A 24,160-nucleotide genomic window follows, 5' to 3' on the forward strand; every position below is an offset into this window, starting at 1 on the left:
CGCCAGGCGCAGGCGAAACCTCATCGCCGCAGTCCTTCGGGCGGCGCAACTCGGCTCCGGCCGAGACGGGGCCGGTCTGGGTGCTCCCGCCCCTTCCTCGTGGAGCGGGTTCCACCCCGTCGTCATCGTGTCCCGATCCCGCCTCAACACGCTCTCGCCGCGAACCCTTCCCGGAGGTAGCGCCGTCCTAGGGAGTGACGATCTCGCGCGTGGGGTGCAGGCTGGCGTCGAGCGGGACGCGGTCACCGAGCGGGCGGCTCAGCTCGACCGTGTACGGCGTCGCCGGGTTGCCCATGCAGTTGTGGAAGTCGCCAGGGGCGCGTTCGACGCCGATGACCAGGCGCACGTCCCGGTCGGTCTCCTCCAGCCCGACCACCCGGATCCGCCCGGCGGCCGACTGCCCGCTGGCGCAGTCCCGTTCGGTCACCAGCAGGTGGAGGCTGTTGCCCGTGGCGGGCCTCGCCGGGTCGAGGGCTAGCTCGGCGACGCCCAGGTCGCCCAGGTCCTGCCGCAGGCTGCAGCCGCCGCGGCTGCGCAGGTGCCAGCTCGGGCGGCCGTCCGCAGCCGGCGGGCCGAAGCGCTCGACCACCAGGAAGTCGTGGGTGGCCGTCGCCCTCCCGCGTTCTTCCGGTTCGTCGAACCTCTTCATGATGGCGACGCGCTCGCCGGTCTCCTCGACGATGCGCCACTTGTCCAGGTCTTCAACCGGGCGGACCTCGTGCCCCTTGAGGGCGGCCCGGCCGTCGGGGCCGAGCTGCGTCGCCGGGCGGGCGGTGCTCATCACGTCCAGCGGGATCGGCCGGTCGTGGCAGGTGTAGGTCGGCTCGGCGGCGTCCGCCGGCGGCGTTCCGCAGCCGGAGGCGAGGAGCAGGAGCGCGACGATTCGCTTCATGCCCTGGACGACGTGGTCATGCGCCGCCCGGTTCACGGGCTGCCGCAGGAATGGTGGCCTGTGACGTCCGCTGCCGCGGCAGCGGACGTCAACGATGAGACATTTGCTGGTCGGCCACCACGACGTCATCCGGGTGCACCCCATCCCCGCCCCCGGTGACATCCACCCCCCGCGGGCAGGCGATTCGGTCACCGGTCATTCATCGTCCGGAACCCCCGGAGGCAGGGGCTCGGGAGGAACGGGAACGGGCCCGGAAGGTGCCTGCGCCACGGTGGTGGCCCCGTCGGCGGCTTGTGCCGCGGGCACAAGCGAAGTGATTACCAGACTTGCCGCTACCAGTAGATGTCCGACCATCAGAGATCACCTCATGATGTAGACGTTCGCCCAGACGATGCGGGCTGACGGAGCACTGACCGTGGCGCCGATGAAGCACCCTTGCTCTCCCCCACCACCCTGCCCCGATGCGCGAGCCCGGTCTCCCTCCCGGAGGCAAACCTTTCGGCGTGATGCGTGAGCAGGCCTTTATGTCGCCCAGCGATATAGGCTCCACGTGCACTGCCTGAACGCGCGGGCTCCCTTGAGCCGGTTCGACAGTCCACGTGGACGCGGGCAGGATTGTGCGCCGGCGTCGCGCTACTGGCCCTGCCAGGCATCGGGTTTCTCGCCCTGATGCCCACAGAGACTCCTGCACGTCGGCAGGCCGCGGCCGAGGAGGTCCGCAGCCACACCGGTGGCGCGTCGGGGAGCACGCCGGAGGTGTCGCGGGCCCGTTACCGGTCCTGCAAGCCTTCCGGCTTCAAGGGGAAGTCCTGCGCGGGCGCCACCGCCCTCGACCGCGATCTGAAGGCGTTCCTCGCCGACCGCCGCGAGGCCGAAGCGGTGGCAAGGGACAGGAACCCGTGTGCTACCGCTGCCGGCAAGGTCGCCAAGACCGCACGGCGTGGCGACGGGCGTTGTTCCCCCACCTGATCACCGGGGTGAAGGCCGAACGGCCGCTGCCGGACCAACTGACCTGTCGGTCGCCGGCCCACCCCGTGGCGCCGCTGCCCTCCGAGCGGCCGGTCAGGCCAAGGAATGATCAGCCGAAGCGCAGGGGCAGAACCTCGGGGCCCTGGATGCCGATGGGGGTCATCCGGGGCACCGGGCACGCGAGGGTCGGTGGGCCCAGCCGGGTGGCGAGTGCAGCCAGCGCCTCGCTGACCTCGACGCGGGCGAGCGCGGCGCCCAGGCAGTGGTGCGGGCCCGCGCCGAACTGCAGCGGCGGCACGTCCCTGACGGCGGTGATGTCGAACCGGTCGGCGGCCTTGTACGCGCGCGGATCCCGCTGGGCGACCTTCACGCACATCGTGAGGTACGCCCCCTTCGCGATGGGCAGCCCCTGGTAGTCGAAGTCCTCGACAGCGTACCGGTAGACGGTGGGCACCGAGGGCTGCCAGCGGATCACCTCTTCGGCGGCCTGGACCGCGAGTTCCGGCTGCCGCCCGAGCAGCGTCCACTGATCAGGATGCCCCGCGAAGGCGAGCATGGCGTTGTCGAGCTGGTGCCGGGTCGTGTCGTGAGCGGCGAACACGAGGGTGACCAGGAGGTTGCTCAGCTCCTCCCGGCTGATCTGGCTCTTGTCGGCGAGGTGAGCGGTGACCAGGTCGGAGCTGAGATCGTCACCCGGCCGGGCGGCCTTCTCGTCGATGAGGTGGCCGACGTAGTCGTAGAGACCGACGACTGCCCTTTCCAGCCGGGCCACCACGTCGCCGCCTCCGGACAGGGCGAAGACCAGGCCGAGGTCGGCGGTCCAGGTGCCGATGAGGTCGTAGTCCTCGGGCCGTACGCCGAGCAGCCGGCACATGACCGCCAGCGGCAGCCGGTTGCCGAACTCGGTGACGAAGTCGCGCGTCTCGTCGCCGGTCAGGCGGCCGGCCAACCGCTCGGACTGCTCCCGTACGAACGGCCGCAGCGCGGCCAGGCGGCGGGCGGTGAACGCCTTGTTCGACAGGCCACGGAGGCGGCGGTGGTGCTCTCCTTCGTGGTTGACGATCATCGGTACGAACCAGTCGTAGATCGGGCCGTCGACGATGCCGTGCGTCTCCATGTAGCGCTTGCCGTCGTGCTCCATCCTGCGGTCGCGCAGGAGTTCGCTGGCCTCGTGGTAGCGGAGCACGAGCAGGCCGATGGGGCTGTCGGCGTACCAGCTCTCCGCCTGGGCGGCATGGACCTCCGGAGTATCGAAGTCGAAGTCCGGGTCCAGGACATCGAGGTACGACACGGCGGCCTCCTTGAGGAATTCTCACCTGCCTTGGTGCGGGCACCCCACGATCCCCCGGGATCACGGGCGGAGAAAGTAACGCTCTACTCACTCGGGTGAATAGGGGCCGGCCCATAGCCAAGAATGCGGCCGTCTCGGAGCCGGGTACGCCCGGTCACCCGGCGGGACGCCTCCTCCCGGTCGCCGGCGAGGTGGTCGGCGATTGGTCAGGATCTGGCCTCAATTTTCGATCGAGCCGCCGTAGGGCGGTTCTTCTCACCGGGCTTTCGAACGGGTTCCGGCGGAAAAAACCTGCCCACCGGGCCGGTTCAAGAGGGGTGAGCACATTTGTTGACCAGACCTGACACCCGTGGTCGTCGGCGGATTATCACCGCGCTCGTCGCCGGTGCCGCGATCTTCACGGCCTCGGCGTCATGGGGCGTGCCGGTCCAGCACGCCGAGGCCGCCTCGCCCGAGCCGAGCCCGATGGCCGCGGCGCCCGGTCCGGCGAAAGGCGACGACGTGAAACAGGGGGACGCCGCGGCCTCCGGGAGCGAGATCTGCGCCCCGGCAGGTTCTGCAACTGGGGCGATATGAACTACGAGGGACGCCGGCTCACGAGCAGCGGGGACGTACCCAACATAGGGTGACCGGATCAACGACATGACGGCGTCGTTCTGGAACCGGACCAACAAAACGTACTGCATGTACCAGCACGTCAATGACGGCTATCTCATTTCGTGGAAACGCGTTGTCGCGGCTGATCCCCCACCGCCCTGGGTCACAGGTCAACCAGCGTGCAGGGCGGCGGCCGTACCCGATCGGGCCGTGTCCGTCGAACACTGGCTTGTGACCACGGAACCGGCACCACAGCACGAGCCGAGGTACGTGGCGCAGCCACAAGGCGTGGTGGAAGAGCATGCCGCGCTGGCGACCGTTCCGAGGCGTGTGAGGCAGGCTGGTGGCAGTAGGCCGGATGAGTGACCGGGGTCAAAGGTAGAGGAGACCTTGGTGCCCGCCCTCGTTCCCGCCCACTGCCCTCGCTGTTCGTGCAACATCTGGTGGCGTCGCCCGGCTCGACGGCTCGCGCGCCGTATCCGCCTCATCGGCCCGGCGTGGATGGCCGTGATCATCGCCATCCCACCGTCCATCGCCACGGTGGTCACGTTGTTGCGCTGAGCCCCGGTACCGGCCTCACTCGGCGTCACCTCCTGCTGCTGCAAATGGACTTCCTCGGCCTGCGCAACCTCACTGTCATCGGCGACGCCATCGCCAACGTCCGCTGCAACATCGAACCATCAGATCGTTGACAGGTCACGGCATCGGAGCCGGCGCGCACGGCTCGTTCTCGGCGTCCGCGAACAGGCACACGCACCTGCGGCAGTTCACCGCGATGACGTCATCGCTCCGGATAGGCCCCGCCTGCAGGCCCGGGGCTTCGCCAAGGGCTGACCTCGGATCAGCCGTGGTAGCGCACGTAGCCTTTCCAGGAGGAGGCGTCCGCCTGCATCTGCGCCTCGGTGGTCATGATCGTGTAGCCGATCTGCATGAGATACACGGCCTGCTGCTCCGCCAGTTTCAGGGCGGTGATCCTGGTAGAGACCGACCCGGAGTACCAGTCGCAGGGGGTGGCGCAGGCGAAGGCCGCCTGGGCGCCTGACGCCGTGGTGGTGGCCGCGGTGGCCGCCGTGGGGGCGAGAACCGCCGCGATGAGGCCCCCGGCCAGGAGCGCGGTCCTAACGAAGGTGCTTTTGGGGTACACGATGAGTCCTCTCCGATCAGGCGTAATAGAAGAAGTAATAGCCGGTGCTGAAGCGATAGCAGCCAGTGGTGGGGTCGGTGGGATATCCCTGTGCGTGTCTCACCGACCGGTCGAAATTGCACTTCGCCTGGGTGTCGAACGTTCCGACGTAGATCCACCCTGCGGCCTGCGCGGGGAGGGCGGAGGCGGCCAGTGTGAGGGCGGCCATGCTGGCGGCGGCGAGGGCTGTGCGAACGCGCATGTGTTTCCTCTCAGGGCGGGTTCGGCTCTCCCCTTCAACCTGCCTTGGCGCCCGCGCGCGTCCCAGGGCGGCGACCGGACATTGGCCGGACATCTTCCATGGCCACCCAGAGATCGTCCAGGACGTCCCGATCCCAGGCGATCCCCGGCCCGGCCACGTCGGACGCGACCGCGTGGCCGTCCTCGATCGGCAGTTCCCCTCAGCGTGATCGCGCGCCGTTGCGGGACGTGCTCCACGTACGTCCCCGCCGGCGTCGCCGTCACCAGGCTGACGTGCCGTCCCATGAGGAAGTGCGGGCAGACGGCCACAAGGGCACCGGCAAGCTCCAACTGGGCCCCACCGGCGTGACGGCCTCCGAAATCACCCGCGTGGTGCAGTTGAGCGGACAGTCCTTGATGAAGCAGGAGGCGGCCAAGGGAGACGCCTATTTCGCCGGCCTGCTCAAATCCGCTGGGACGACCCGCATGATCAGCACGAAGGGCTGGCTCTACCACCTGCCGCCGAAAGCCCGCACGTGGCTCCGCACCGGCCGCGCCGGCGGGGGCGCCGCAGCGTACGGCGACCAGATCATCAACGTGCTGGAGCCTGCCACTCTGACCAAGCTGCTGTCCACCGCGGACCGCTCATCGGTCACGCCCTGGCACAAGAACCGCACCACCGGCCGCAACCAGCGCATCTACACCCGTAGCGGCACGATCACCCTCAAGGAGCTCTACCGGGTCTCCCCCACCTTCCGCGAGGCGGCGGGCACCTCGGCCGTCGGCACGGACGAGATCTGGTGGCAATACCTGTACGACGACCGTGGCCTGCCGGACCGGCTCGTCTGGCACTTCCGGACGACTACGAAGGCCGACTCCATCGGGCTGGGGGACAACCGAATCCGCTCGGTACGCCTGGCCACGCGGTTCCGGGACTGGCAGGCCAGGGTCTCCATCACCGCGCCCAAGGCGACACCGGGGCGAGGTCCTGCGGTGGACGAGATCATCGACATCCTGCGCGCGGACGATCGCCCGCGCTGACAAAGCCCGATGACGTCGCCGTGGCCGGCCCTGTAGTCCACCCACCAGCTTCGCCACAGCGCGCTGCAGCGATCTCGCCAGGCCGGGCGTACCGCCCCGGAGTTGCAGGCCAAGAGCCGCCACCAGCACCTTGCCGGCCTCGGCCGCCATGTGCGCCTGGGCGAGGAGACCTCCGCGCGCATCACCGCCGAAGAGCCATCGTTATCTTTGGTCGTGGCCTCTTTTCGCAGGTCAAAGCAAGATGATGTTGTCAGGTACGTAAGGACGTAGAGCGACCGCCATGAGCCAGGGCGCCTCACGGCTCCGAGCTGCTGTGGCTGCCGCGGGGTTGCCGCCGAACGCTGCCCGAACGCGCCGCTGACGCAACCCAGGGGCTGCTGCATCTGGTCCGCCATGACAGGGCTGAAGAGCACACGCATCACCCGTTGATCGCCGAGGTGCTGACCCGGGCCGGTCGGCAGCTTGACCGGCCCGAGCCGGCCAAGCTCATGCTCGCTTCGCGAACTGCGCGCGTACCCACAGGTAGCCGAGCAACGAGAGCCCCGCGCACCCGGCGATCGCCATGATGACCTGGCCCGCCGACGGCGGGCCGGTCAGCAGGCCGCGCAGGGTCTCGATGAGCGGGGTGAACGACGATGGAGCTGATGGCCGCACCCCCGGCCCCTTCCTGCCCGCCGGCACGAGCCCGATGATGATCCCGATGGCCACGAGCCTCCCGAGCATGACGTCGTAGCGGGCCAGCGGGCCCCGCATCGTGTGGCGGAAGTCGATGCCGTCCAGGACGATCTGGTCCCCGTACGCCTTACGCGACGTCGCGGCCGCGATCACTGAACCGTTCATGGTCGTTACGGTCGCGGACCGCTCTGATGCCCAGCCGATGTCGCGCTGACACGGCCGCTGACGCGGCCGGCCGGCGCAGCCTTCCGGCCGGCCAGACCACCGGCTTCCCGGCTCCCGTGCCCGAGGCGCTGCCCATCAGGCCCGGGCCCGATGGAGGGCAGCAACTGGCGGGTCAGGATCGGCGGGCCGCGCCTGCACCGGCACCTCCGGCAACGCCACGAGCAGCCCGTGGACGGGCCCTACGGACAGCCCCTGGCTCACCGTCCACCCGGGCAGCCGGGAGATTTCTACTACCCTGCAGGTGTCCAAGGACCCTGGCAGTGCCTGGGACCGACCTCACGGCCAGCGAGGAGCGGCCCACGGGAGACATCCAGTGGAAGATCGTCCGCGGTGAGGCATCGCTGTGGACCACGGACGGGCAGGAAGGGCCCCTGGTGGTCCCGGAGGAGGCGTGGCAGGCCTTCGTCATGCAGGTTCAGGAGAGCGGCTTCGACATCGACAACATGCCGCGCGCCGAGCCGGCCAAGGCCGGTCTCTGCTCGTAGCCCACCTGGCGGAGACGGCTTCAGCCGAGAGCCGTCTCCAAGAGCAGTCGCCGTCACGTGGCCAGGGCCGAGCTGCGGATCACGGCTCGGCCCTGCACTTTCGTTCCTACCGGCGTGAACAAGAATGGCGCCGTACGGTTCTCGGCCCTTGCCGTCGACTACGGCGGCGCCCTCACCCACTCGGATCGCTTCCCACCAGAGCACATGCAGCAACCAGTCGACACTGGCGCGGTCGCGACCGTACGTGAGCTCCGCATGGAAAGGTGGAGCCTGGTGCCGGCCTCCAACGCGGGAGCCCACCAGGACCGCCCCCTGGCGCTGCGGCCGGCGGGATAGAGGACCTGTTCACGGCCCTGGTTGTCTCCCACGACATCGGCGTGGACAAGCCCTGCGATGCCTTTCTGCCAGGCAGTCCTGGCCGCTGGTTCGGCGTCTTTGGCACAGTCATGAGCGTGCCCCTGAACGAGTTGCCGCACTGGTTGCCGGCTTGGTGTCTTGACCATCTGGGCGGCGAACCCGCCGACGTGTTGTTCCGGTCGCAGCAGGTCTCGATGGTGTTCGGTCTGCGGTTGGCCGGTGGCCGGGACGTCGTGGTCAAGGCGCGTGCCGACGACGGCCGGGCGGCGTCGTGTGTCGCGGCGCAGGCCCGGCTGGCCGAGCGCGGGTTTCCGTGTGCCCGGCCGCTGACGCCGGCGGTCGGTGTCGGCGCGCTGGCCGTGCACGCTGAGGAGTTCCGGCCCGGCGGCGAGGTGCTGCACGGGGGCTCCCCGGACCTGGCCGTGCGTTGCGCGGAGGTGTTCGCTCGGCTGATGGCCGAACTCGCCGGTGTGATCGTCGCGCCGCCGTTGCCGAATCCGCCCTGGGTGCGCTGGGACGAGACCGGTCCTGGGACGTGGCCGGCGATGGACTTCCTCGACGGCCTGGACCAGAGGGTCGTGTCCGAGCACATTGTCCAGGCGGCTGAGCGTGCCCGGAGGCGGCTGCTGACCGCTGGTCTGCCGTGCGTGCTCGGCCACGCCGATTTTGAGGCGCAGAACCTGCGGTGGCAGGGGCGGCAGGTGCGGGCGGTGCATGACTGGGACAGCCTGGCGTGGCAGCCGGAGGCGGCGCTGGTGGGTGCGGCGAGCGGGTCGTTCGCCAGTGCCGGGTCGCCGACGCTGGCGCCGATCGAGAGTTCCGAGGCCTTCCTGGCGGCTTATCAGGACTTTCGGGGGCGCTTGTTCACGCCCGTGGAGCTGGAGATCGCATGGGCGGCCAGCGTGTGGATGGCTGCCTACAATGCCCGGGAGATGGCCCTGTGCGGTGGCCCTCCGGCGGGCGGCGATGCGCTGCGGGCTCAGGCAGCCGAACGCCTCCGCCGGGCGAATGCCTAAGGACCTGCAGGGATACAACGCGTAGCATCCCGGATTCGCGGCCGATGGTCCGGTATGAGCGTGTCGGCGGAGAGCGTGGAGATGCCGGCTGCGAAGCTTGAGCCGATCTTGCCGCACGCGCGACAAGCTCGCCGGCCGGCTGGCGCACAAGGGCAGCACCGTCACCGGTCAGATCTCGTACCACCGGCCTGTTCGACGCCCTCGTGCGCGCCGTCGAGGCCCTGGAAAGGCCCATCCCGGAGGCCTTGACGAGCTGAGCTGACCGGGAAGACCCCACAAGCCGTGCGGAATGCGCACCCCATGGCGTTCAATCTCCTCTTGGAGTCGAACAACACCGTGTCGCCGCGTGACGTGGTGTACGGCCACCACCCGGAGTGCTCCGCCCGGGAGCAAGAGGAGGAGCCCGAGAACGACCTCGCGTTCGCCGTGGTGCTCGACCAGGGACGCGCCCGACACGCGTTCCACCAGCCGCTTCAGCTTGGACCGCAGCCCTTCCCGCTTGGCGGCCTCATCCGGCAGTCCCATCGCCACCGCGATCTGCCCGGCCCGTATCGCCTGCCCGGCATGCCTGCCGACCGGGCGCGTACGTGCGCGCCCGGTCGGCAGGCAGCTTCCACCCTGCAACCGACACCTTCACCGGCCAGCTCGCCGAGCACGGCGTAGGGCGGTGGCGGCCAAGCGCCGTGGCCCCCTGGCGACGGGCATGAGGGGCCACCGGCGTACCGGCACGCACGGCCTCTTGACCGGTACGCACGGCCCGGCGGTGCGGCCGTTTGTGAACGGCATGGACGGCACGGCGGCGCGGCTTCCGGCGGCGGTGCCACCGAGTCCCGACACCGCAGGGGGCGCGCGGGTCGGCTGCTGTCAGACGAGACCGCCGTCGGCACGCAGGTTCTGGCCGGTGAGCCAGCCGGCATCGGGGCTGAGCAGCAGCGCGACGACGGCGGCGATGTCGGCGGGCGTGCCGAGGCGGCCCAGCGCCGTCATGTGCGCCACCGTCTGCAACACCTCCGGCGGCGCGCCCGCCCGCAGCAGGTCGGTGTCGGTCGCACCGGGGGAGACGCAGTTGACGGTGATCCGGCGCGGGCCGAGCTCCCGGGAGGCGACCCGGGTGACCTGTTCGAGCGCGGCCTTGCTGGCGGCGTAGACCGACTCGCCGAGGCTGGGCCAGGCCGTGCCGGTGGTGGAGATGTTCACGATGCGTCCGCCGTCCGCCATCCGGCGCGCCGCTGCCCGCAGGGTGAAGTACGCGCCCCGGGCATTGACCGCCATCACCTCGTCGTACACCTGCGGCGTCACCTCGTCGATCGGCGCGTGCGCGATGACGCCAGCGTTGTTCACCAGGGCCCGCAGCGGTCCGGCGTCCGCCGCGGCGAACATCTCGTCGGCCGCGGCGAACAGTTCCTCCACCTGCCCGAGGTCCGCCGCGTCGGCGCGCACGGCCGTGGCCCGGCCGCCGAGCGACTCGCACAGTTCCTTGGCCGCCCGCTCTCCGGCCGTGTAGCTGAAGACGACGGTCGCGCCGTCGTGCACCAGCCGCTCCACCACGGCCCGCCCGATCCCGCGCGAGCCACCCGTCACCACCGCGGCCATGCGCCTTCCACCGCTCATCACACCGGTTTCCCTTCTCTCCGATTCCGTCGGCATGGCGGCACCATGGCACCCCTCGCGGAAGTCCGGCTTCCGCAACGTCCGGGATGATGGGCGCATGAGTACGAGAGGGACGCGGGACCCGGCGAGCCGGCTGCTTCGCCTGCTGTCGTTGCTGCAGTCGCGCAGCGACTGGCCGGGCCCGGAGCTGGCCGAGCGGCTCGGGGTGAGCACGCGCACGATCCGCACCGACTTCGAACGGCTGCGCGAGCTCGGCTACCCGGTGTCGGCGACGACGGGCACCGCTGGCGGTTACCGGCTGGGGCCCGGCGCCCGGCTGCCGCCGCTGCTGCTCGACGACGAGGAGGCCGTCGCGGTCGCCGTGGGCCTGCGCACCGCGGCGGCCGGCACCGTGGGCGGCATCGAGGAGACGTCGCTGCGTGCCCTGGCCAAGCTGGAGCAGGTGCTGCCGGCGCGGTTGCGTCCCCGCCTGGCGGCGCTGGCGGCGTACACGGTGCCGGCGCCCGGCGGCGGCCCGGAGGTCGATCCGGATGTGCTGGCCACCCTGGCCGCCGCCTGCCGGGACCGGCGGCGGCTGCGCTTCGACTACCGCGACCACGACGGCAACGCGACGGTGCGCGACGCCGAGCCGCACCGCCTGGTCTCCACCGGGCGTCGCTGGTATCTCGTCGCCTGGGACGTGGACCGGGAGGGCTGGCGTTCGTTCCGGGTGGACCGGCTCACGCCGCGCACTCCGCCCGGCCCGGTCTTCGCCGACCGGCCTCTGCCGGAGGGCGACGTGATCTGCTACGTCACCAGGGGCGTCGCCTCGATGCTGGGGCCGTGCCGGACCGTGGCGACCGTGCACGCGCCGGCCGAGGTCGTCGCCGAGCGGATCCCGCCCGTCGCCCGGGTCGAGCACGTCGACGCCGGCACGTGCCGGCTGCACATGGGGGCGGCCACGCCGCTCGCGCTGGCCGTCTATCTCGCCGCGCTCGGGTTCGACTTCACCGTCGAGGGCCCGCCGGAGCTGCTGCGCGAGCTGGAGGGGGTGGCGGCGCGCTGCGGCTCGGTGGGCGCGCCCGCTGACCCTCCGTGAGCCCCCTGAGCCCCGGCTGGCACGTGGATCGGACCGCAGGGCATGGTCCAGGACCGCTTCCACCTCCACCAGTTGATCCCGGAGTCGGAGCTGGGTGCGGCTCGTGAGCTACACCCGTTGTCGTGCCCGCGCCCAGGCGACGTCCAGGCACTTGTGGCTGTGCTTGGCTCCCTTCGGGAGCGGCCCCCTGTGACGCCGCCTCTACGAGCGCAGCCCGCGCGGAGGGGGTCCTGGCTCTGCAGGTGGAAGAGCTGGATCTACGCAACCGGCGTGCTCGGGTGCGGCGCCACCATCGTCCCCGCCGACCTCTATGATCAACGGCGTGTGGGGACGAATCGATGGGCTGCGCGTACTGGAGCTGGGCGCGCCGGGGGAGATGCGAAAGCGCCTGACCGACCTGACGCTCGCGGGTGTCAAGCGGGCAACGGCCGGGCTGCCGGAGCTGGACTATCATGCGGAGGACGAGCCGCTGGAGCACGTCGGCGAACGCCTGGCCCTGGTGGACGACTCGGGGGCCAAGGTGGCCGAACTCGAGGTCGTCGACGTCCAGCTCGTGCCGTTCTCCCAGGTCACCTGGGAGTTCGCCGAGGCAGAGGGAGAGGGGTTCCGCTCCATCAGCCACTGGCGTGAGGCCCACCGCCGCTACTGGGCCGGCGAAGGTCAGGAGGTGGACGACTCCACGACGGTGGTCTGCGTCTACTATCGCCTGGTCAGCCACGCACGCTAGCCGTTCCGCTCACACGCCGCCGGGTTGGGCCGGTCGCCGGGACCGGGCGTGCCGTACCCAACAGCACCGGCGGAGCGTGGTCCACACCCGCTGCGACGCTGACCACAGAACATCTGCGCAGGCGACCCCAGCTGCGCGGGGGGGCGGCGGTGGGTGCTCGGCGAGCCTGGCACCCGATCCTCCCCGGTAGCCGCGACCCCCGAGTACCGCCAGGGCAGCCCGTACCAGGGGGCCAGCCCGTAGCAGCAGCGAGATCGACAGCAGCTCGCCCGCATCGACCACGGATGGCCGCGCCCCGGGCGTGACGCACCGCGAATCAGCGTCGGCTCACAGAGCCTCGATGTAGCCGGGGAGCGCCCCGGGCGGCGTGCGGACGCAACATGCCGAGCTTGCGGTCAAGTCCGGGGCTGGGCGTCGTGCAGGCGGGCCGACCTCGCCGACGATGGTGTTGATCGTGGGAGTGGTTGCCCGACTGGAGCTGCCTCGGTGCGGAAGGTCACGCCAAGCCGCCTGCGACCGGCACGCTAACGCGACTTTTCGTTCACATGCTCGTCGATCCCCGTGTCCCCTGGCAGGGCATGTCCCAGGAGGTTCTGTGATGCCGGGCGACGGGGATGGCCGTAGCCTCCTTGAACAAGTCCGGGAGGAACTGCTCGGTCCGTGGGATGCGCATGACCGGACGGTGCCGGCGCGGCCCGGCCTCACTTGAGTCATATGACGCTGCGTGGTTCGTCTATCCTCCGCAGCTATGGATCTTCGAGGCAAGACCGTCGTCGTGGCCGGCAGCTTCCGTACCGAGTCCGCCGCGAAGCTGAGGATGTGGCTTCAGGGGGCCGGGGCGACCGTCGTGGACCAGGTGTCGCATTCCGTGGACATCGTGTTCGACGGGTACGACGGTAGTTACCCGAACGAGCGCGTCCGTGCGGCGGAGCGGCTGGGGGTGCCGGTGCTGCCGGTGGAGGAACTGCTGGCCTCGCGGGCCGGGCGTACGGGGTCCGGGAACTTTCCCGGGCATGCTGACCTGGAAGCGGTGCAGGACGATCCCGCGGCCCTGCTCCGCCTGCTGGAGGAGGCCGACTGGCCGGCGTTCGAGCCGGAGCGGGACCTGCTCACGCTGCGCGCCCTCCTGGCCGGCGTGGAAGAGCGGCACGGCGTCACCGGTGCGCACCTGCTGGTCACCGAGCGCCTGCGCGAGCGCGGAGCACGCCTGCGTCACCCGTACACCATGTTCGGCGGCGGCTTTCAGGACTACGCGCTCAGCCCGTGCGGCCGCTACCTTGCCACGGGCCGGGGGCCGGCGGAGGGTCAGTACGACGGCCCCGGCCCCTTGCAGGTGTGGGAGATGGCCACGGGACGCCTCGTCAACACGATCGACATCATGTACGGCGTCGGCTGGCCCGGCCGCCGCGACACCGTGCAGTGGTCCGCGGACGGCACCCGGGTCGCGCTGGCGTTCTGCACCAACAACGTCGGGGTGTGGGACCCGTTCGGCGCGCGTACCAATCCGTACGGGAGCGCGGATGTGACGGACGGGTACGACGCCGCGGCCATCTTCGCCCTCGCCCCCGACGGGCGGCGGGCCTACATCTCGATGAACAGTGAGCACGAGATGATGGGCTGCGTCGCGGCGCTGGACGAGGGCAAGGTCTTCTACAACGACTACCGCCTCCACAACACAGGCCCCGAGCCGGCCATGCTGACCGAACCGCTGCCGGAGGAGGCGAAGGAGCGGCTCAAGAACGACTACTTCTCCTTCCGCCGGGTGCGCTGGTCCGGCGACGGCGGGCGGCTGCTTGGGGACAACGAGACCTGGGCCGCCGTGGTCGATCTGCCGGGCGGACGAATGCGCTGGCTGGCGCTCACCGCCGGCCCCGTCGCATGGAGCCCGGACGACCGGTTCGCCGCGGCGCTGACGCCGGGCCGCCCGCGCCGGCTGACCGTCCTCGACGCCGGCACCGGGCGGCCGGTGGGCGACCCCGTGGACCAGGCCGAGGGGTCGCTGCACTGGGGCATGCGCGGGACCGAGGCCCGGCTGGCGGTCGTGGTGGAGAACGGCGGCGGTGTCGACATTCACGACGCGCGCGGCCGTCACCAGTACCACCTGCCCATCGCCACCACCAAGCGCATCGGCCGGTACTTCTACGACGGCCAGGAGCGGCCCTGGGCCTGGGAGAGCGCCGGGGACTTCGCCGCGTGCCTGACCGCGGACGGGCGGGCGGAGGTGTGGTCACTGGGCGGCGAACCGGCCCGGGTCGGGTCGATCGAGGCGCCGGACGGGACGCAGGCGGTGTTGTGGGGCGCGGACGGCGTGCTCGCGCTGATCGGCGCGCAGACCCTCCGCTTTGTCGGCGCCTTGACCGGCGCCGTGCTGGGCGACTTCGTGTTCGGCCGTTACTTCGACAGTGAGCGGAGTCCGCTCGACGACGATTGCGCGACCCTGTACGGGATGTTCCGGACCGACGCCTTCCCTCTGGCGGACTCCTCGTGGTGCGCCATCGCCGACCCGGCCGTCGGTCCCGCCGCGGCCCTGGTGGTCGCCGACGAGGACCACCTGGACCCCCTGGACGACCTCGACGCCGTCCTGGCCTGGACCGTCGACCGCCGCTTCACCTGGCCCGTCCGCTGGGGGCGTCTCGACGTCGTCGCGAGCGTCGAGGCCGCCGCTCAGACCATCGCCCTCAGCAAGCTGAAGGACTGAGGGCGAGTATCTACCACGGGGCGCCCATCCAGTGCGGGAGGCGATCTGCTGAGCACTACTCCGCCCCGGGTCAACCCGATTCGTGAACTCCCCCGGTCCAGGAAGGCTGGGCCAGGGGAGCGTTCGGGCAGCCTTGCGCGACCTCGACAAGCTTGGCCTTCTCCGCGGCGCCCACGCTGAGTTGCCAGTGCCGTCGGACGGCCACCCACTCGGCGACGTAGCGGCAGCGCACACCCTCGATCGGCAGCCAGGCCGCGGGGTCCTTGTCGGCCTTCGGCCGGTTGGAGCGGGCGGTCACGGCCACCAGGTGCTCGGGCCGGTCGAGGTAGTTGGCGTACCGCTCGCGCTCAAGCAGTCTCCGTGACGGCATACCCGCCACCCAGACTCGGCCCCTCCCTGTCGGCGTACGGGTTCTGCTACAGAGTCGGGTCCCTCGCCGCGTACATAGACCCGCATGCCCGAGGAGCCCCCTACCGGTTGGCACCTGCCCACCGTTCGCTGTGCCGCCGCTTGCATTCGGCAAGGCCCGCAACGCCAGATGCAGACTTACGGGCCGGTGACCGAACTCCTCACCGTATCCATCGAGGTTGCAGGGCAAGGTGGTGCCTCAAGGACGCGTCTCAAGCCGCCCGACGACTCATGATGAGGTCTGCAGGAATGCGAACCGGCAGGCACAAGGTTTGACCGTGCTGTTTGAACAGGTCGTCACGGGAGTCGAAATGGCCCAGATCGGCCAGGACGTGTCCTGACAGGTCGCATGAGGAGCAGGTGCTGCCGTCCCAGTCCACGGCAGTGCGCGCGATCGCGTCGAAGAGCGTCTCGCCACCTGTGTTGGTGAATCGGCCTCCCGCTCGCAGCGTGCCCAGATCACCATGGAGTTCGGACACGGCCACCCACTGACCATCGAGGACGAACTCCGGCCAGGCCAGCACCACGTGCCGGGGGATCAGGGCACGCAGCCGCGGGAACCGCGGGTGCCAAAAGCGCCCATCGAGCAGCAATCCTCTGACTCGAGTGGCGATCCCGCAGCCGCGTGCCACGGCCTCAAGCAGCGCCAATCTCTGACTGCACGAACCGCGTCCGAGCCTCAGGGTCGTCGAGACAGCCTGTTTTTCGTTCATGGCGTATACCGGGCTCACGCGGGCTGCGATGAGTTGGTGGGCCGTGATCAGGAGTGCTCGCTCTGCCTCGGGACCGACGTCCCGGCACTCGGTCAACATCGCCTGCACCCGAGGATGCCGCCAGTCGAGGATCGGTGTGGCCGCCGAACTTCCCGCGACTGCTGTCCGTGGAGAAACGGCCGCACCAACGTCCCGTGATCGCAAGCACGCCGGCTTCACTCAATGATCATATCTTCGTCCGAGGCAGGGTTACGCGATTGCCTTCGCCGGAGGACAGAAGCCCTTCACTGAAAGGGACTTGTTTGCCTGCCTGGTCAGAGGTGCCGAATAATTCCGCCGCCACGATCTCGCTGCTGACGGCGAACTCGTCGATCCATCCCCAGGGCCGACGAGGCCACGGGGGACCAGTTCGTGGCCGTGCCTGCGGCCGTACTCGCGGACACCCGTAACGGGACCGGCGGCGTCGGCTCCGCCAAGGCGCCGGGCAAAAAGCCAGGTCACCTTCCCGGTCGGCGGCCAAGCGGGCGTTCGGGCTTCCGGGGTGTCGGCGGTGGCCCTGAACATCACCGCGATCGGCGCGGAACAGCCCGGCTGGTTCACCGTGCCCCCCTCCGATGCCCCGGCCACGGTGTCGACGCTGACCTTCTATCCGGGCGAAAACGTCACGGGCGAGGACTTCACCCGCCTCACCGGCACCGGCATGGTCTCCGTCGTCAACAACAGCGACAGCCCGGTGCACATCGTGGTCGCCGTCCGCGGCTACTTCCTCAGCGCCGCGGACGCCCAGGCGGGCAACGAGTACTACCCGGTCGGCGCCGAGCCTCTGTACGACACCCGGCCCGGTCATGTCACCGGATCCCCGGTCCACGAGGCCATGCCCATCCGGCCGATGCGTCGGTGACGATCGACGTCGCCGGGCAGGCAGGCATCCCCGAAGCCGGCGTCAACGCGGTCGCGCTTAACGTCGTGGCCTGGTCCCAGGGCCGGCGGGGCTGGCTGCGCCTGCACCCCTCCGACCAGCCGGGCGACAACGTGGCAACGGTCGACTACGTCCCCGGCGAGACCAACAGCAGCTTCACCGTGGCCCAGGTGACCGGCAGCGGCAAAGTGATCCTCGACAACCGCGGCAGCGGCACCGTACACGTGGCGCTCACCCTTCGTGGCTACTTCAAGGCGCCGGCGGAAGAGGACGGCGCGGGCCATGTCAGCGTCGCGCCCAGGATCATCGTCGAGACCCTCACCGGCGCCGGCGTGCCGGGCGGCGGCACCCAGCCCCCTAGCCCCCGGCGCGTCCGTCACCTTCGATGTCACGCGGGGGATCGACCTCGGCGACAAGACGATGGCCTCCGCCGCGCTCACCATCCAGGCCCGCAGACCCACGGACAAGGGCTGGCTCACCGCCTCTCCGGCCGAGGACGGCGACCCGGACATCTCCAGCGTCAACCACGACCAGGCGGAGAGCACCATCGGATTCGAGCTGCGGGGCTACTTCACCGACCCGCCGATGCCGGTCGAAGACGACGACCCACCGGAACTACCGGTCACGGCGACCATCCCCGAAGAAGACGAGGCGGCCACCATGGGCGCGCCCGGCCGCAGCTTCAACGCAAGAGCTCGAACGGGATTCAATCCGTTCCAGTCCCTGGCCGGCTCGTTCAAGGGCAGCGTGTGGTGGCATGGAAGAGCGCCCTATGAGCTCTACATCAACGCCGAGGTCTACGACAACCGGCCGGACGGACGATGCGTCGGCGCGCTCGTCCGGATGGACGGCAAGGTCTACAGCAACTGGAACCACTGGGTGGCCTGCGGCAACCAGAAGAAGAGAACGGTCAAGGGCTGGTTCCAAAGGACTGCCAACCGGATCGACTTCAAGGCCTGCCAGGTCCACCCGAAGACCCGGCGCTATGCCTGGTGCACCACCGAATGGAAATGAGAGCTCAGGCGGTACTCCAGGTGATCCACCGAGCGCCGGCAGCGGTGTCGGGGCGGAGGCCGTCCGGCGCAGACCGGGGCAGTCGCCTACGGCGAGCAGCAGGGAGCGTGAGCATGGAACGCGTGTACGGCTGCATCGACGGCGTCGCGTACGCCGTCACGGTCGGCGAGCCCAGGCCGGAGGCGGCCGACACGGTCGGCGTCGTGTCCGGCTCCCCTCGGGCGGTATCGCTGCTGCGGGTCCGCAAGCGGCGACCTCGTCGAGCAGCCGCACGGCCGCATGGTCCGGCTGGACGTCAACGACCGACGACGGTGCCGGCCGCGCTCACGGCCTGGACCGGCCGCGCTCCGGAGCCGGGCAGCGTGGTAACCGACATGATGGAGGCCACCACTCTGCCCGCCTGGAGCGATGCTGAAGTACAGCGCGCTACTGGTCGGTGGTTTCCGGGTCATCGCTGGGAGCGACGTGCTTGCCGTCTTCCTGGTGTCGCTTGAGGTGCTTCAGAGCGATGATCGAGCTGGGGAGGCTAAGAAGCACCCCGAATACGCCGGCAAGGTCTCCGGCTATCTCGATGAAGGCGTGCACAGGACGGGGGTCCTTTCCCACTGGCTTGCCTCAGCCAGTGGGGCCTTCTCCTTGTCTCCATGGAGGCACCTCCGGCCTTGGCACGCATGCCAACGAAGCCGGAGGTCTCGGTCGTTCTCAGCCCGAGCCAGGCCCGGTGTGAGAACCGGCAGCCCCGGGGGCCCCTATGGAGTGGGGCTGCACCGTGATGACGAGGCTGTCGCGGGGTCCTACTCCCCTCACTGCGATCCAGATTAGTGCCGGAGCCGCTGAGCCGCTGGTCACCTTGAGATATCGGCCCCGTCACCTAGTTCTTACTCTTGTGGTCGCGGCGAAGAGGTAGTCCACCGAGAGGCTGTAGTCGGTGAGCAGATGACGTAAGCGCCCTGTCCGTGCATCCTCCCGCCCCATCTCCTCCCAGGTGCGGGCTGTCACTGGAATCCTCCGTAGCCTCGTGTCATCTGTCGGTCCCGCCTCGGTGTCACGCGGCGGATGAACCGGGCGGCGGCTGCCCGGCACGGCCGTAGTGGTCTGTGCGCGGAACTGACCCAGTCCTGGGCCAGCCGTCGATGCTCTCCGCGTGCGGTCCTTCCTGCGATGGGGGCTGCACGGGCGCCTGAGGGGGTGGCGCTGGGCCGAGACCCCAGGGTCTCAACGGCCTCGCGGGCATCCAGCTCGCCACTCGGCCGCGGAGTGGTCCAGCAGCGAGGTCGCCTCTGGCGGCCCTGGCCCGATGGACGGCCTCGGAGACGTACTCGGGGATGGCCATGCGGGTTCGCTGCCTTCGGTGATGCCGATGGTCATGGCAACGTCCCGCAGCCGCATACGCGGGGTCACGGGGCGGGCATCACCAGCACTCGGGCAGGGCGGGCATGATTGGTCACCTACTTCGGGGCTGGGACCCCTTCGGAGGCCGAGGGCCATCAGCGCCGCTGGAGCTTCGCCAGCAGCAGGTTCGAGTCGTTCCCGACCAGGTTGGCGCCGTTGGTCACATAGGCCCGATGTCCTCGGACGGCGACGGCTGTGGTCCCCTGCATGCCGTCCTGGGCGTCCAGCAGGGTTTCGTGGGTGCCGTCCGCGGCCACCCGTACGAGCTTGCTGGATTGGTTGATCGCGGCGAGGATCTCGGTGCCCCTACCGGTGAAGTCGAAGTCGTCGATGCCCTGCAGCCCGGTGGCCCGGACCTCGGCGCGGCCGGAGCCGCCGCCCTTGGTCACCGGGATGCGCACGATGGTGCCGTGGTCGGAGTTGCTCGCCCACACGGCGCCGTCGTGGATCTTCATTCCGTTGGCGCCGAAGAAGGCGCCGGGCGCCAGGACCGGGTCCGCCGACCACACGGTGGCCTCGCCGCCGCGCAGAGGGGCCTGCCAGATGCGCCCGCCGGTGGAGTCGGTGACCAGGAAGCGGTCCCGCTCGCCGTCGATGACCAGTGCGTTCGGCATGGTGTCGGCAGGCAGCGGCACGACGAGCTGCGGCGCACCGGAGTGACGGACCTGCCAGATCCCGGTCAGTCCGCCCTGCCCGGAGGAGTAGAGGAAGTACACGGCGCCGCTGTCCGAGCGGGCGACCCCGGTGACCACGGGGTCCCCGATGACGGGGGTGGTACCGCCGCCGCCCGGAGGCAGCGGCATGGTGACGAGTACCTGGACGGCCCCGTCCCTCGCGACCCGCACCACCTGACGGCCAGGGATCATGCCGATGACCGCGCCGCCGCCGGGCTCCAGGGCGATGCTCTCGGCGGCCTGCCCCGCCGCCCGGTCGAACCGGGCGAGGACGCGCACGTCACTCAGGCGGGTGCCGGCAGCGTAGCGGGGGTGCGTCGGAGTGGAGGCCAAGGCCGAGGCCGGGGCCGGGGTCGTGAGGGCCGCCGGGGCCGCGGTGAGCAGGGCGGCCAGGCCGAGCGTGGCGGCGCGCCGCCGGAGCACGGTGGGTTGGTGGAGGAACATGGTTGCCCTTTCGGTGATGCGGGATGGGGAGGGTCCCCGATGCTCGGCGCGCTGCTCAAGCGCGATCGTGCCTGCGCGACGCCGACTCGGAGACGCGGCCGGTGATCCTGGTGTCCAGCGCGGAGAGCTGGACGGGTGAGATGGCGGGCAGGTTCTCCTTCCACCTGCCCGCCAAAGACTGTATCGCTCAGTACAGAAAGGTCTACCACAGACTGTATCGGCGAGTACAGAACGTTTGTACGATGAGATACAGAACATCGGAGGAGGCTCCATGGGAAACATCCCGACCACCGCGCGGGGCCGCGCGACCCGAGGGCGCATCCTCGATTCGGCAGCGGAGCTCATCCAGCGGCACGGGGTCGCGGCGGTGACGCTGGACGATGTCGAACGCGCCGCGGGGGTCGGCCGGAGCCAGCTCTACCACTACTTCGACGACCGGGACGATCTCATCCGCTCCGTGGTCCATGCCACCGTGGACACGGTGCTGGCCGCACAGGAACCGCTGCTCCTGGAGGTCGACTCGCTGGCCGGCATCGACCGCTGGTTCGACGCCATCGTGGCCAACGGGACGCGGCAGGACGCGGTGGGCGGCTGCGCGATCGGTTCGCTGGCCAGCCAGCTCAGCGGCCAGGACGACCTCACCCGGCAGGCGTTCGTGGACGCCTTCGCGCGCTGGGAGGCCCCTCTCATCGCGGGCCTGCGCCGGATGCAGGAGTCGGGCGAGCTGCGCCCGGACGTGGACGTGACGGAGCTGGCCGACCTCACCATGGCCGCCATCCAGGGCGGCCTCCTGCTGGCCCAGATCCGCCGTAGACCGGACCAGCTCCGTCATGCCCTGAGCGGCGCGCGAGCGGCGTTGAAGGACGCGCTCACCCCCCTGCCCTGAACACGGTCCACCCGCCGTTCAGCGCGGGCGATCCAACACGCCGACCCTCCGTGACGCTGAGGACATCTTCCGGAACGGAGGGGCCGATACCGAGCTCACCGCCGCGGAACTCCTCGACGACACGCTCGCCGCCGGCCTGTCCCCTGAGACAGCTCATCGCGTCATCGCAATGGACGCCCTGATCGGAACGGTGTCGAGGACAAGATCACCCGTGTCGTCGAAGACGTCGTTGGACGGCGGCTCCATTCGTTTCGCGGCCTTCGCCACTGACCACCGAATCGAAAGGCTGGAGGTCCCCTTGGGAGCTGAGCCGTGACGGGCTCGGTCTTGAGATGCGCGGTCATGGCGCTGCGCAGCTTGCGCCCGGCGACCCGCCGATCATCGCGACGGCACGCGGAGCCGGCTACCGGATCGCCTGATCCACGATCCCCTCCACGATCCTCATCAGCCGATCGCCCGGCTGAGCGATGCTTCCGTTGTGCGCGCTGACCTGCGCGCCTTCGAGGGCGAAGGTGATCTCGGCTGCGGCCTGCTCAGGGTCGGGCAACCCGGCCGCGGCGCACATGCCGACCAGCCTGCGGTTCTGGAGCGCCTTGTGCTCCTCGATCACCTGCCGTGCGGGATGGGAGCGATCGGGCAGTTCAGCGAGGGAGTTGATGAACGGGCAGCCCCGGTACGAGATCGCCGGCAATCCTTCGGCGATGAAGCGGGCCAGGGCCAGGATCTGCTCCCGGGGCCGGTCGGGATGTTCGGCTTCGGCCCGGTCGAAGGCCGCCTGGTAGTCGGCGGCGACGATCCGCAGCCACTCCGCGACCAGCGCGTCCTTGGTCGCGAAGTGGCGGTAGATCGCCATTTTGGTGGTCTCGGCCCGCTCGGCGATCGCCTGGACGCCTACCCGCCGGATCCCCTCGCTCTGGAAGAGCTCTTCCGCCGCGTCGAGGATGCGCTCGCGAGGCGGCAGTTTCGCCACCCTGCTCGGCCTTCTGACGGTCGCTGCCATGCCCGCTATGGTACCAGTCCGTTCCAAGCGATACCGTTGGGTATCGTCAGAGACTCGCCGGTATCATTTTCGAGGGAGAGACAGTGAGAGTGACCGAGTACGTGAGCTTCGACGCGATCGGGCTCGCCGAACTGGTGGCCAAGGGCGAGGTGAGCCCCGCCGAACTCCAAGCAGCCGCACACGAGGCCGCGCAAGCGGTCAACCCGCAGATCAACGCCATCGTGGAAACCTGGCAGGCCGACGACGAGCCCGCCCCCGGCAGCACACCGCTGGCCGGAGTCCCCTTCCTGATCAAGGACATCGGCGTCTCCATGGCCGGGAGGCGCATGGAGCTGGGCAGCCGTCTGGCGGCCGGCAACGTCTCCGGCGCCGACTCCTTCCTGATGCGCCGCTTTCGCCGTGCCGGCCTGGTGACGTTCGGGCGTACCACGACACCGGAGATGGCCTACAGCAACACCACGGAACCCGTGCTGTACGGCGCGACCCGCAACCCCTGGGACCTGGAGCGCAGCGCGGGCGGATCCAGCGGCGGTGCCGGCGCGGCCGTCGCCGCCGGGGTCGTCCCGATCGCGCACGCCACCGACGCCGCCGGCTCGATCCGCATTCCCGCCTCCTGCAACGGCCTCTTCGGGCTGAAGCCCACCCGTGGCCGGGTTTCCGCGGGCCCCTACGCCGACGAGATCTTCAACGGCCTGGCCGTGCACGGCAGCGTCAGCCGTACGGTACGCGACAGCGCGGCACTGCTCGACCAGATCCGCGGCCCGGAACCGGGCGACCCCTACTTCGCCCAGGAACCGTCCCGGCCGTACGCCGAGGAAGTCACCCGCCATCCCGGCTCGCTCCGGATCGGCGTCCTCACCCAGGCATGGGGCGGACACCGCACCACCGCACCCGTGGCCGGCGCTGTCTCCCGCACCGCGCACCTGCTCGAATCCCTCGGCCACCGGGTGGAGGAGGTCAAGGTGGACCTCGGGGCGGACTGGGAAGAGTTCGTCCTGGCCAGCGCCCATCAGTGGACGGCGAACCTGACGGCCTCGATTGACGAGCTGGCCACCGCCACGGGCCGGCCTATCGACTCCTCGACCTTGGAGCCGCCCATCCTCGCCAGCTACTACTACGGGCAGCGGGTCAGCGGCGCCCAGTTCGTCACCGCTCTCGCGATCCGGAACCGGATCGCTCGAAGCCTGGCACGGTACTTCGACGCTCACGACCTGCTGCTCACGCCGACCCTGCCGGAGCTTCCCGTGCCCTTGGGCACCCATGCCGAGGCCGCGGACGAACTGGACGGCCTCGGCTGGCTCCGCCGCCTGTTCGACCTCTCGCCGTTCACCACGGCGTTCAACGTGGCGGGCACGCCCGCCATGTCCGTGCCCATGACGGCCGACGCCGGAACGGGCCTCCCGATCGGGATGCAGTTCGCCGCCGGGTACGGGCACGAAGGCCGCCTCTTCCGCGTCGCCGGGCAACTCGAACAGGCAAGCCCGTGGTCGGGCCGAACCCCCACGGTGTGGGCAGGAGGCCAGGCCGTGTAGCGGTGCACGGTTCCCGGATGCATGACCATGCCGGACTGCCAGGAAGAAGATGATTCCGACATGCGGAACCACAGGACCGCGAGGTCGAGGTCTCGGCTCCATCACGAAGGGTGAAGGCGTGCGAGAAACCCGACTGCCACGGCACGCGGCTGA

General features: G+C 70.1%; 23 protein-coding genes. 12 read left to right on the plus strand and 11 right to left on the minus strand.

Features of this window, described 5'->3' with window-relative positions; translation table 11 throughout:
- Positions 1 to 187 precede the first annotated feature (187 nt).
- Positions 188 to 892 carry a hypothetical protein gene (locus ACBJ32_RS45860; protein ID WP_375132209.1) on the minus strand — a complete coding sequence of 235 codons (705 nt, stop codon included), beginning with the start codon at positions 890 to 892 and terminating at the stop codon, positions 188 to 190.
- A 1,078-nt stretch (positions 893 to 1,970) separates the two neighbouring features.
- Positions 1,971 to 3,152 carry a cytochrome P450 gene (locus ACBJ32_RS45865; protein WP_375132210.1) on the minus strand — a complete coding sequence of 394 codons (1,182 nt, stop codon included), beginning with the start codon at positions 3,150 to 3,152 and terminating at the stop codon, positions 1,971 to 1,973.
- 1,028 nt (positions 3,153 to 4,180) lie between these two features.
- Between ACBJ32_RS45865 and ACBJ32_RS45870 the strand changes: the two genes are divergently transcribed.
- Positions 4,181 to 4,441, plus strand: a complete 261-nt coding sequence (locus tag ACBJ32_RS45870) for a hypothetical protein (protein ID WP_375132211.1) — start codon at positions 4,181 to 4,183, stop codon at positions 4,439 to 4,441.
- 149 nt (positions 4,442 to 4,590) lie between these two features.
- Here the strand turns inward: ACBJ32_RS45870 and ACBJ32_RS45875 are convergent, their stop codons facing one another.
- Positions 4,591 to 4,893, minus strand: coding sequence for a hypothetical protein (locus tag ACBJ32_RS45875; RefSeq protein ID WP_375132212.1), 303 nt, complete (start codon positions 4,891 to 4,893; stop codon positions 4,591 to 4,593).
- 16 nt (positions 4,894 to 4,909) lie between these two features.
- Positions 4,910 to 5,134 carry a hypothetical protein gene (locus ACBJ32_RS45880; protein ID WP_357894262.1) on the minus strand — a complete coding sequence of 75 codons (225 nt, stop codon included), beginning with the start codon at positions 5,132 to 5,134 and terminating at the stop codon, positions 4,910 to 4,912.
- Positions 5,135 to 5,424: 290 nt separating this feature from the next.
- Here ACBJ32_RS45880 and ACBJ32_RS45885 point away from each other — a divergent pair, with 290 nt between their 5' ends.
- Positions 5,425 to 6,153 (plus strand): hypothetical protein, encoded by a 729-nt coding sequence (locus tag ACBJ32_RS45885; protein WP_375132214.1) that lies wholly within the window; start codon positions 5,425 to 5,427, stop codon positions 6,151 to 6,153.
- Between the two features lie 486 nt (positions 6,154 to 6,639).
- On the opposite strand, the gene ACBJ32_RS45890 is transcribed toward ACBJ32_RS45885, so the two are convergent.
- A complete protein-coding gene (locus tag ACBJ32_RS45890) occupies positions 6,640 to 6,993 on the minus strand; it encodes a hypothetical protein (protein WP_375132215.1) in 354 nt (117 codons plus the stop codon).
- 320 nt (positions 6,994 to 7,313) lie between these two features.
- Between ACBJ32_RS45890 and ACBJ32_RS45895 the strand changes: the two genes are divergently transcribed.
- From ACBJ32_RS45895 to ACBJ32_RS45905, 3 genes are all read left to right on the plus strand, one after another.
- Complete coding sequence (locus tag ACBJ32_RS45895; RefSeq protein WP_375132216.1) at positions 7,314 to 7,538, plus strand: hypothetical protein; 225 nt, start codon at positions 7,314 to 7,316, stop codon at positions 7,536 to 7,538.
- Between the two features lie 377 nt (positions 7,539 to 7,915).
- Positions 7,916 to 8,911, plus strand: coding sequence for a phosphotransferase (locus ACBJ32_RS45900; protein WP_375132217.1), 996 nt, complete (start codon positions 7,916 to 7,918; stop codon positions 8,909 to 8,911).
- Positions 8,912 to 9,211: 300 nt separating this feature from the next.
- The gene (locus ACBJ32_RS45905; protein ID WP_375132218.1) at positions 9,212 to 9,574 is read left to right on the plus strand and encodes a hypothetical protein; all 363 of its coding nucleotides are present in this window, start codon (positions 9,212 to 9,214) and stop codon (positions 9,572 to 9,574) included.
- Between the two features lie 201 nt (positions 9,575 to 9,775).
- Here the strand turns inward: ACBJ32_RS45905 and ACBJ32_RS45910 are convergent, their stop codons facing one another.
- A complete protein-coding gene (locus ACBJ32_RS45910) occupies positions 9,776 to 10,522 on the minus strand; it encodes an SDR family oxidoreductase (protein WP_375132219.1) in 747 nt (248 codons plus the stop codon).
- A gap of 97 nt (positions 10,523 to 10,619) precedes the next feature.
- On the opposite strand from ACBJ32_RS45910, the gene ACBJ32_RS45915 reads away from it, so the two are divergent.
- From ACBJ32_RS45915 to ACBJ32_RS45925, 3 genes are all read left to right on the plus strand, one after another.
- Positions 10,620 to 11,600: a helix-turn-helix transcriptional regulator gene (locus ACBJ32_RS45915; RefSeq protein WP_375132220.1), complete on the plus strand. Its 981-nt coding sequence runs from the start codon at positions 10,620 to 10,622 to the stop codon at positions 11,598 to 11,600.
- 322 nt (positions 11,601 to 11,922) lie between these two features.
- Complete coding sequence (locus ACBJ32_RS45920; RefSeq protein ID WP_375132221.1) at positions 11,923 to 12,327, plus strand: ASCH domain-containing protein; 405 nt, start codon at positions 11,923 to 11,925, stop codon at positions 12,325 to 12,327.
- A gap of 748 nt (positions 12,328 to 13,075) precedes the next feature.
- Positions 13,076 to 15,025 carry a hypothetical protein gene (locus tag ACBJ32_RS45925; RefSeq protein WP_375132222.1) on the plus strand — a complete coding sequence of 650 codons (1,950 nt, stop codon included), beginning with the start codon at positions 13,076 to 13,078 and terminating at the stop codon, positions 15,023 to 15,025.
- Positions 15,026 to 15,095: 70 nt separating this feature from the next.
- Here the strand turns inward: ACBJ32_RS45925 and ACBJ32_RS45930 are convergent, their stop codons facing one another.
- Both ACBJ32_RS45930 and ACBJ32_RS45935 read right to left on the minus strand, forming a co-directional pair.
- On the minus strand, positions 15,096 to 15,395 hold the full coding sequence (locus ACBJ32_RS45930; RefSeq protein WP_375132223.1) for a hypothetical protein: 300 nt from the start codon (positions 15,393 to 15,395) through the stop codon (positions 15,096 to 15,098).
- A gap of 250 nt (positions 15,396 to 15,645) precedes the next feature.
- Positions 15,646 to 16,245, minus strand: coding sequence for a transglutaminase domain-containing protein (locus ACBJ32_RS45935; protein ID WP_375132237.1), 600 nt, complete (start codon positions 16,243 to 16,245; stop codon positions 15,646 to 15,648).
- 451 nt (positions 16,246 to 16,696) lie between these two features.
- Here ACBJ32_RS45935 and ACBJ32_RS45940 point away from each other — a divergent pair, with 451 nt between their 5' ends.
- Together ACBJ32_RS45940 and ACBJ32_RS45945 are read left to right on the plus strand one after the other, a co-directional pair.
- Positions 16,697 to 17,047, plus strand: a complete 351-nt coding sequence (locus ACBJ32_RS45940) for a hypothetical protein (RefSeq protein WP_375132224.1) — start codon at positions 16,697 to 16,699, stop codon at positions 17,045 to 17,047.
- A 438-nt stretch (positions 17,048 to 17,485) separates the two neighbouring features.
- Positions 17,486 to 18,079 carry a hypothetical protein gene (locus ACBJ32_RS45945; protein WP_375132225.1) on the plus strand — a complete coding sequence of 198 codons (594 nt, stop codon included), beginning with the start codon at positions 17,486 to 17,488 and terminating at the stop codon, positions 18,077 to 18,079.
- Positions 18,080 to 18,505: 426 nt separating this feature from the next.
- Here the strand turns inward: ACBJ32_RS45945 and ACBJ32_RS45950 are convergent, their stop codons facing one another.
- Both ACBJ32_RS45950 and ACBJ32_RS45955 read right to left on the minus strand, forming a co-directional pair.
- Positions 18,506 to 18,664 (minus strand): hypothetical protein, encoded by a 159-nt coding sequence (locus ACBJ32_RS45950; RefSeq protein ID WP_375132226.1) that lies wholly within the window; start codon positions 18,662 to 18,664, stop codon positions 18,506 to 18,508.
- A gap of 902 nt (positions 18,665 to 19,566) precedes the next feature.
- Positions 19,567 to 20,589 (minus strand): hypothetical protein, encoded by a 1,023-nt coding sequence (locus ACBJ32_RS45955; RefSeq protein WP_375132227.1) that lies wholly within the window; start codon positions 20,587 to 20,589, stop codon positions 19,567 to 19,569.
- Between the two features lie 271 nt (positions 20,590 to 20,860).
- On the opposite strand from ACBJ32_RS45955, the gene ACBJ32_RS45960 reads away from it, so the two are divergent.
- Complete coding sequence (locus ACBJ32_RS45960; RefSeq protein ID WP_375132228.1) at positions 20,861 to 21,475, plus strand: TetR/AcrR family transcriptional regulator; 615 nt, start codon at positions 20,861 to 20,863, stop codon at positions 21,473 to 21,475.
- 403 nt (positions 21,476 to 21,878) lie between these two features.
- Here ACBJ32_RS45960 and ACBJ32_RS45965 read toward each other — a convergent pair whose 3' ends face one another.
- Positions 21,879 to 22,475: a TetR/AcrR family transcriptional regulator gene (locus ACBJ32_RS45965; protein ID WP_375132229.1), complete on the minus strand. Its 597-nt coding sequence runs from the start codon at positions 22,473 to 22,475 to the stop codon at positions 21,879 to 21,881.
- An 83-nt stretch (positions 22,476 to 22,558) separates the two neighbouring features.
- Here ACBJ32_RS45965 and ACBJ32_RS45970 point away from each other — a divergent pair, with 83 nt between their 5' ends.
- Positions 22,559 to 24,007 (plus strand): amidase, encoded by a 1,449-nt coding sequence (locus tag ACBJ32_RS45970; protein WP_375132230.1) that lies wholly within the window; start codon positions 22,559 to 22,561, stop codon positions 24,005 to 24,007.
- Positions 24,008 to 24,160: the final 153 nt, after the last annotated feature.

Source organism: Nonomuraea sp. GTA35, assembly GCF_041950525.1.
Classification (GTDB): domain Bacteria; phylum Actinomycetota; class Actinomycetes; order Streptosporangiales; family Streptosporangiaceae; genus Nonomuraea.

Bases quoted from the DNA above. Each gene is read 5' to 3' on its own strand.
- ACBJ32_RS45860 (WP_375132209.1), bottom strand. From the start codon at position 892: ATGAAGCGAATCGTCGCGCTCCTGCTCCTCGCCTCCGGCTGCGGAACG.
- ACBJ32_RS45880 (WP_357894262.1), bottom strand. From the start codon at position 5,134: ATGCGCGTTCGCACAGCCCTCGCCGCCGCCAGCATGGCCGCCCTCACA.
- ACBJ32_RS45890 (WP_375132215.1), bottom strand. From the start codon at position 6,993: ATGAACGGTTCAGTGATCGCGGCCGCGACGTCGCGTAAGGCGTACGGG.
- ACBJ32_RS45905 (WP_375132218.1), top strand. From the start codon at position 9,212: ATGGCGTTCAATCTCCTCTTGGAGTCGAACAACACCGTGTCGCCGCGT.
- ACBJ32_RS45910 (WP_375132219.1), bottom strand. From the start codon at position 10,522: ATGAGCGGTGGAAGGCGCATGGCCGCGGTGGTGACGGGTGGCTCGCGC.
- ACBJ32_RS45915 (WP_375132220.1), top strand. From the start codon at position 10,620: ATGAGTACGAGAGGGACGCGGGACCCGGCGAGCCGGCTGCTTCGCCTG.
- ACBJ32_RS45925 (WP_375132222.1), top strand. From the start codon at position 13,076: ATGGATCTTCGAGGCAAGACCGTCGTCGTGGCCGGCAGCTTCCGTACC.
- ACBJ32_RS45930 (WP_375132223.1), bottom strand. From the start codon at position 15,395: ATGCCGTCACGGAGACTGCTTGAGCGCGAGCGGTACGCCAACTACCTC.
- ACBJ32_RS45935 (WP_375132237.1), bottom strand. From the start codon at position 16,245: ATGTTGACCGAGTGCCGGGACGTCGGTCCCGAGGCAGAGCGAGCACTC.
- ACBJ32_RS45945 (WP_375132225.1), top strand. From the start codon at position 17,486: ATGGCCTCCGCCGCGCTCACCATCCAGGCCCGCAGACCCACGGACAAG.
- ACBJ32_RS45955 (WP_375132227.1), bottom strand. From the start codon at position 20,589: ATGTTCCTCCACCAACCCACCGTGCTCCGGCGGCGCGCCGCCACGCTC.
- ACBJ32_RS45960 (WP_375132228.1), top strand. From the start codon at position 20,861: ATGGGAAACATCCCGACCACCGCGCGGGGCCGCGCGACCCGAGGGCGC.
- ACBJ32_RS45965 (WP_375132229.1), bottom strand. From the start codon at position 22,475: ATGGCAGCGACCGTCAGAAGGCCGAGCAGGGTGGCGAAACTGCCGCCT.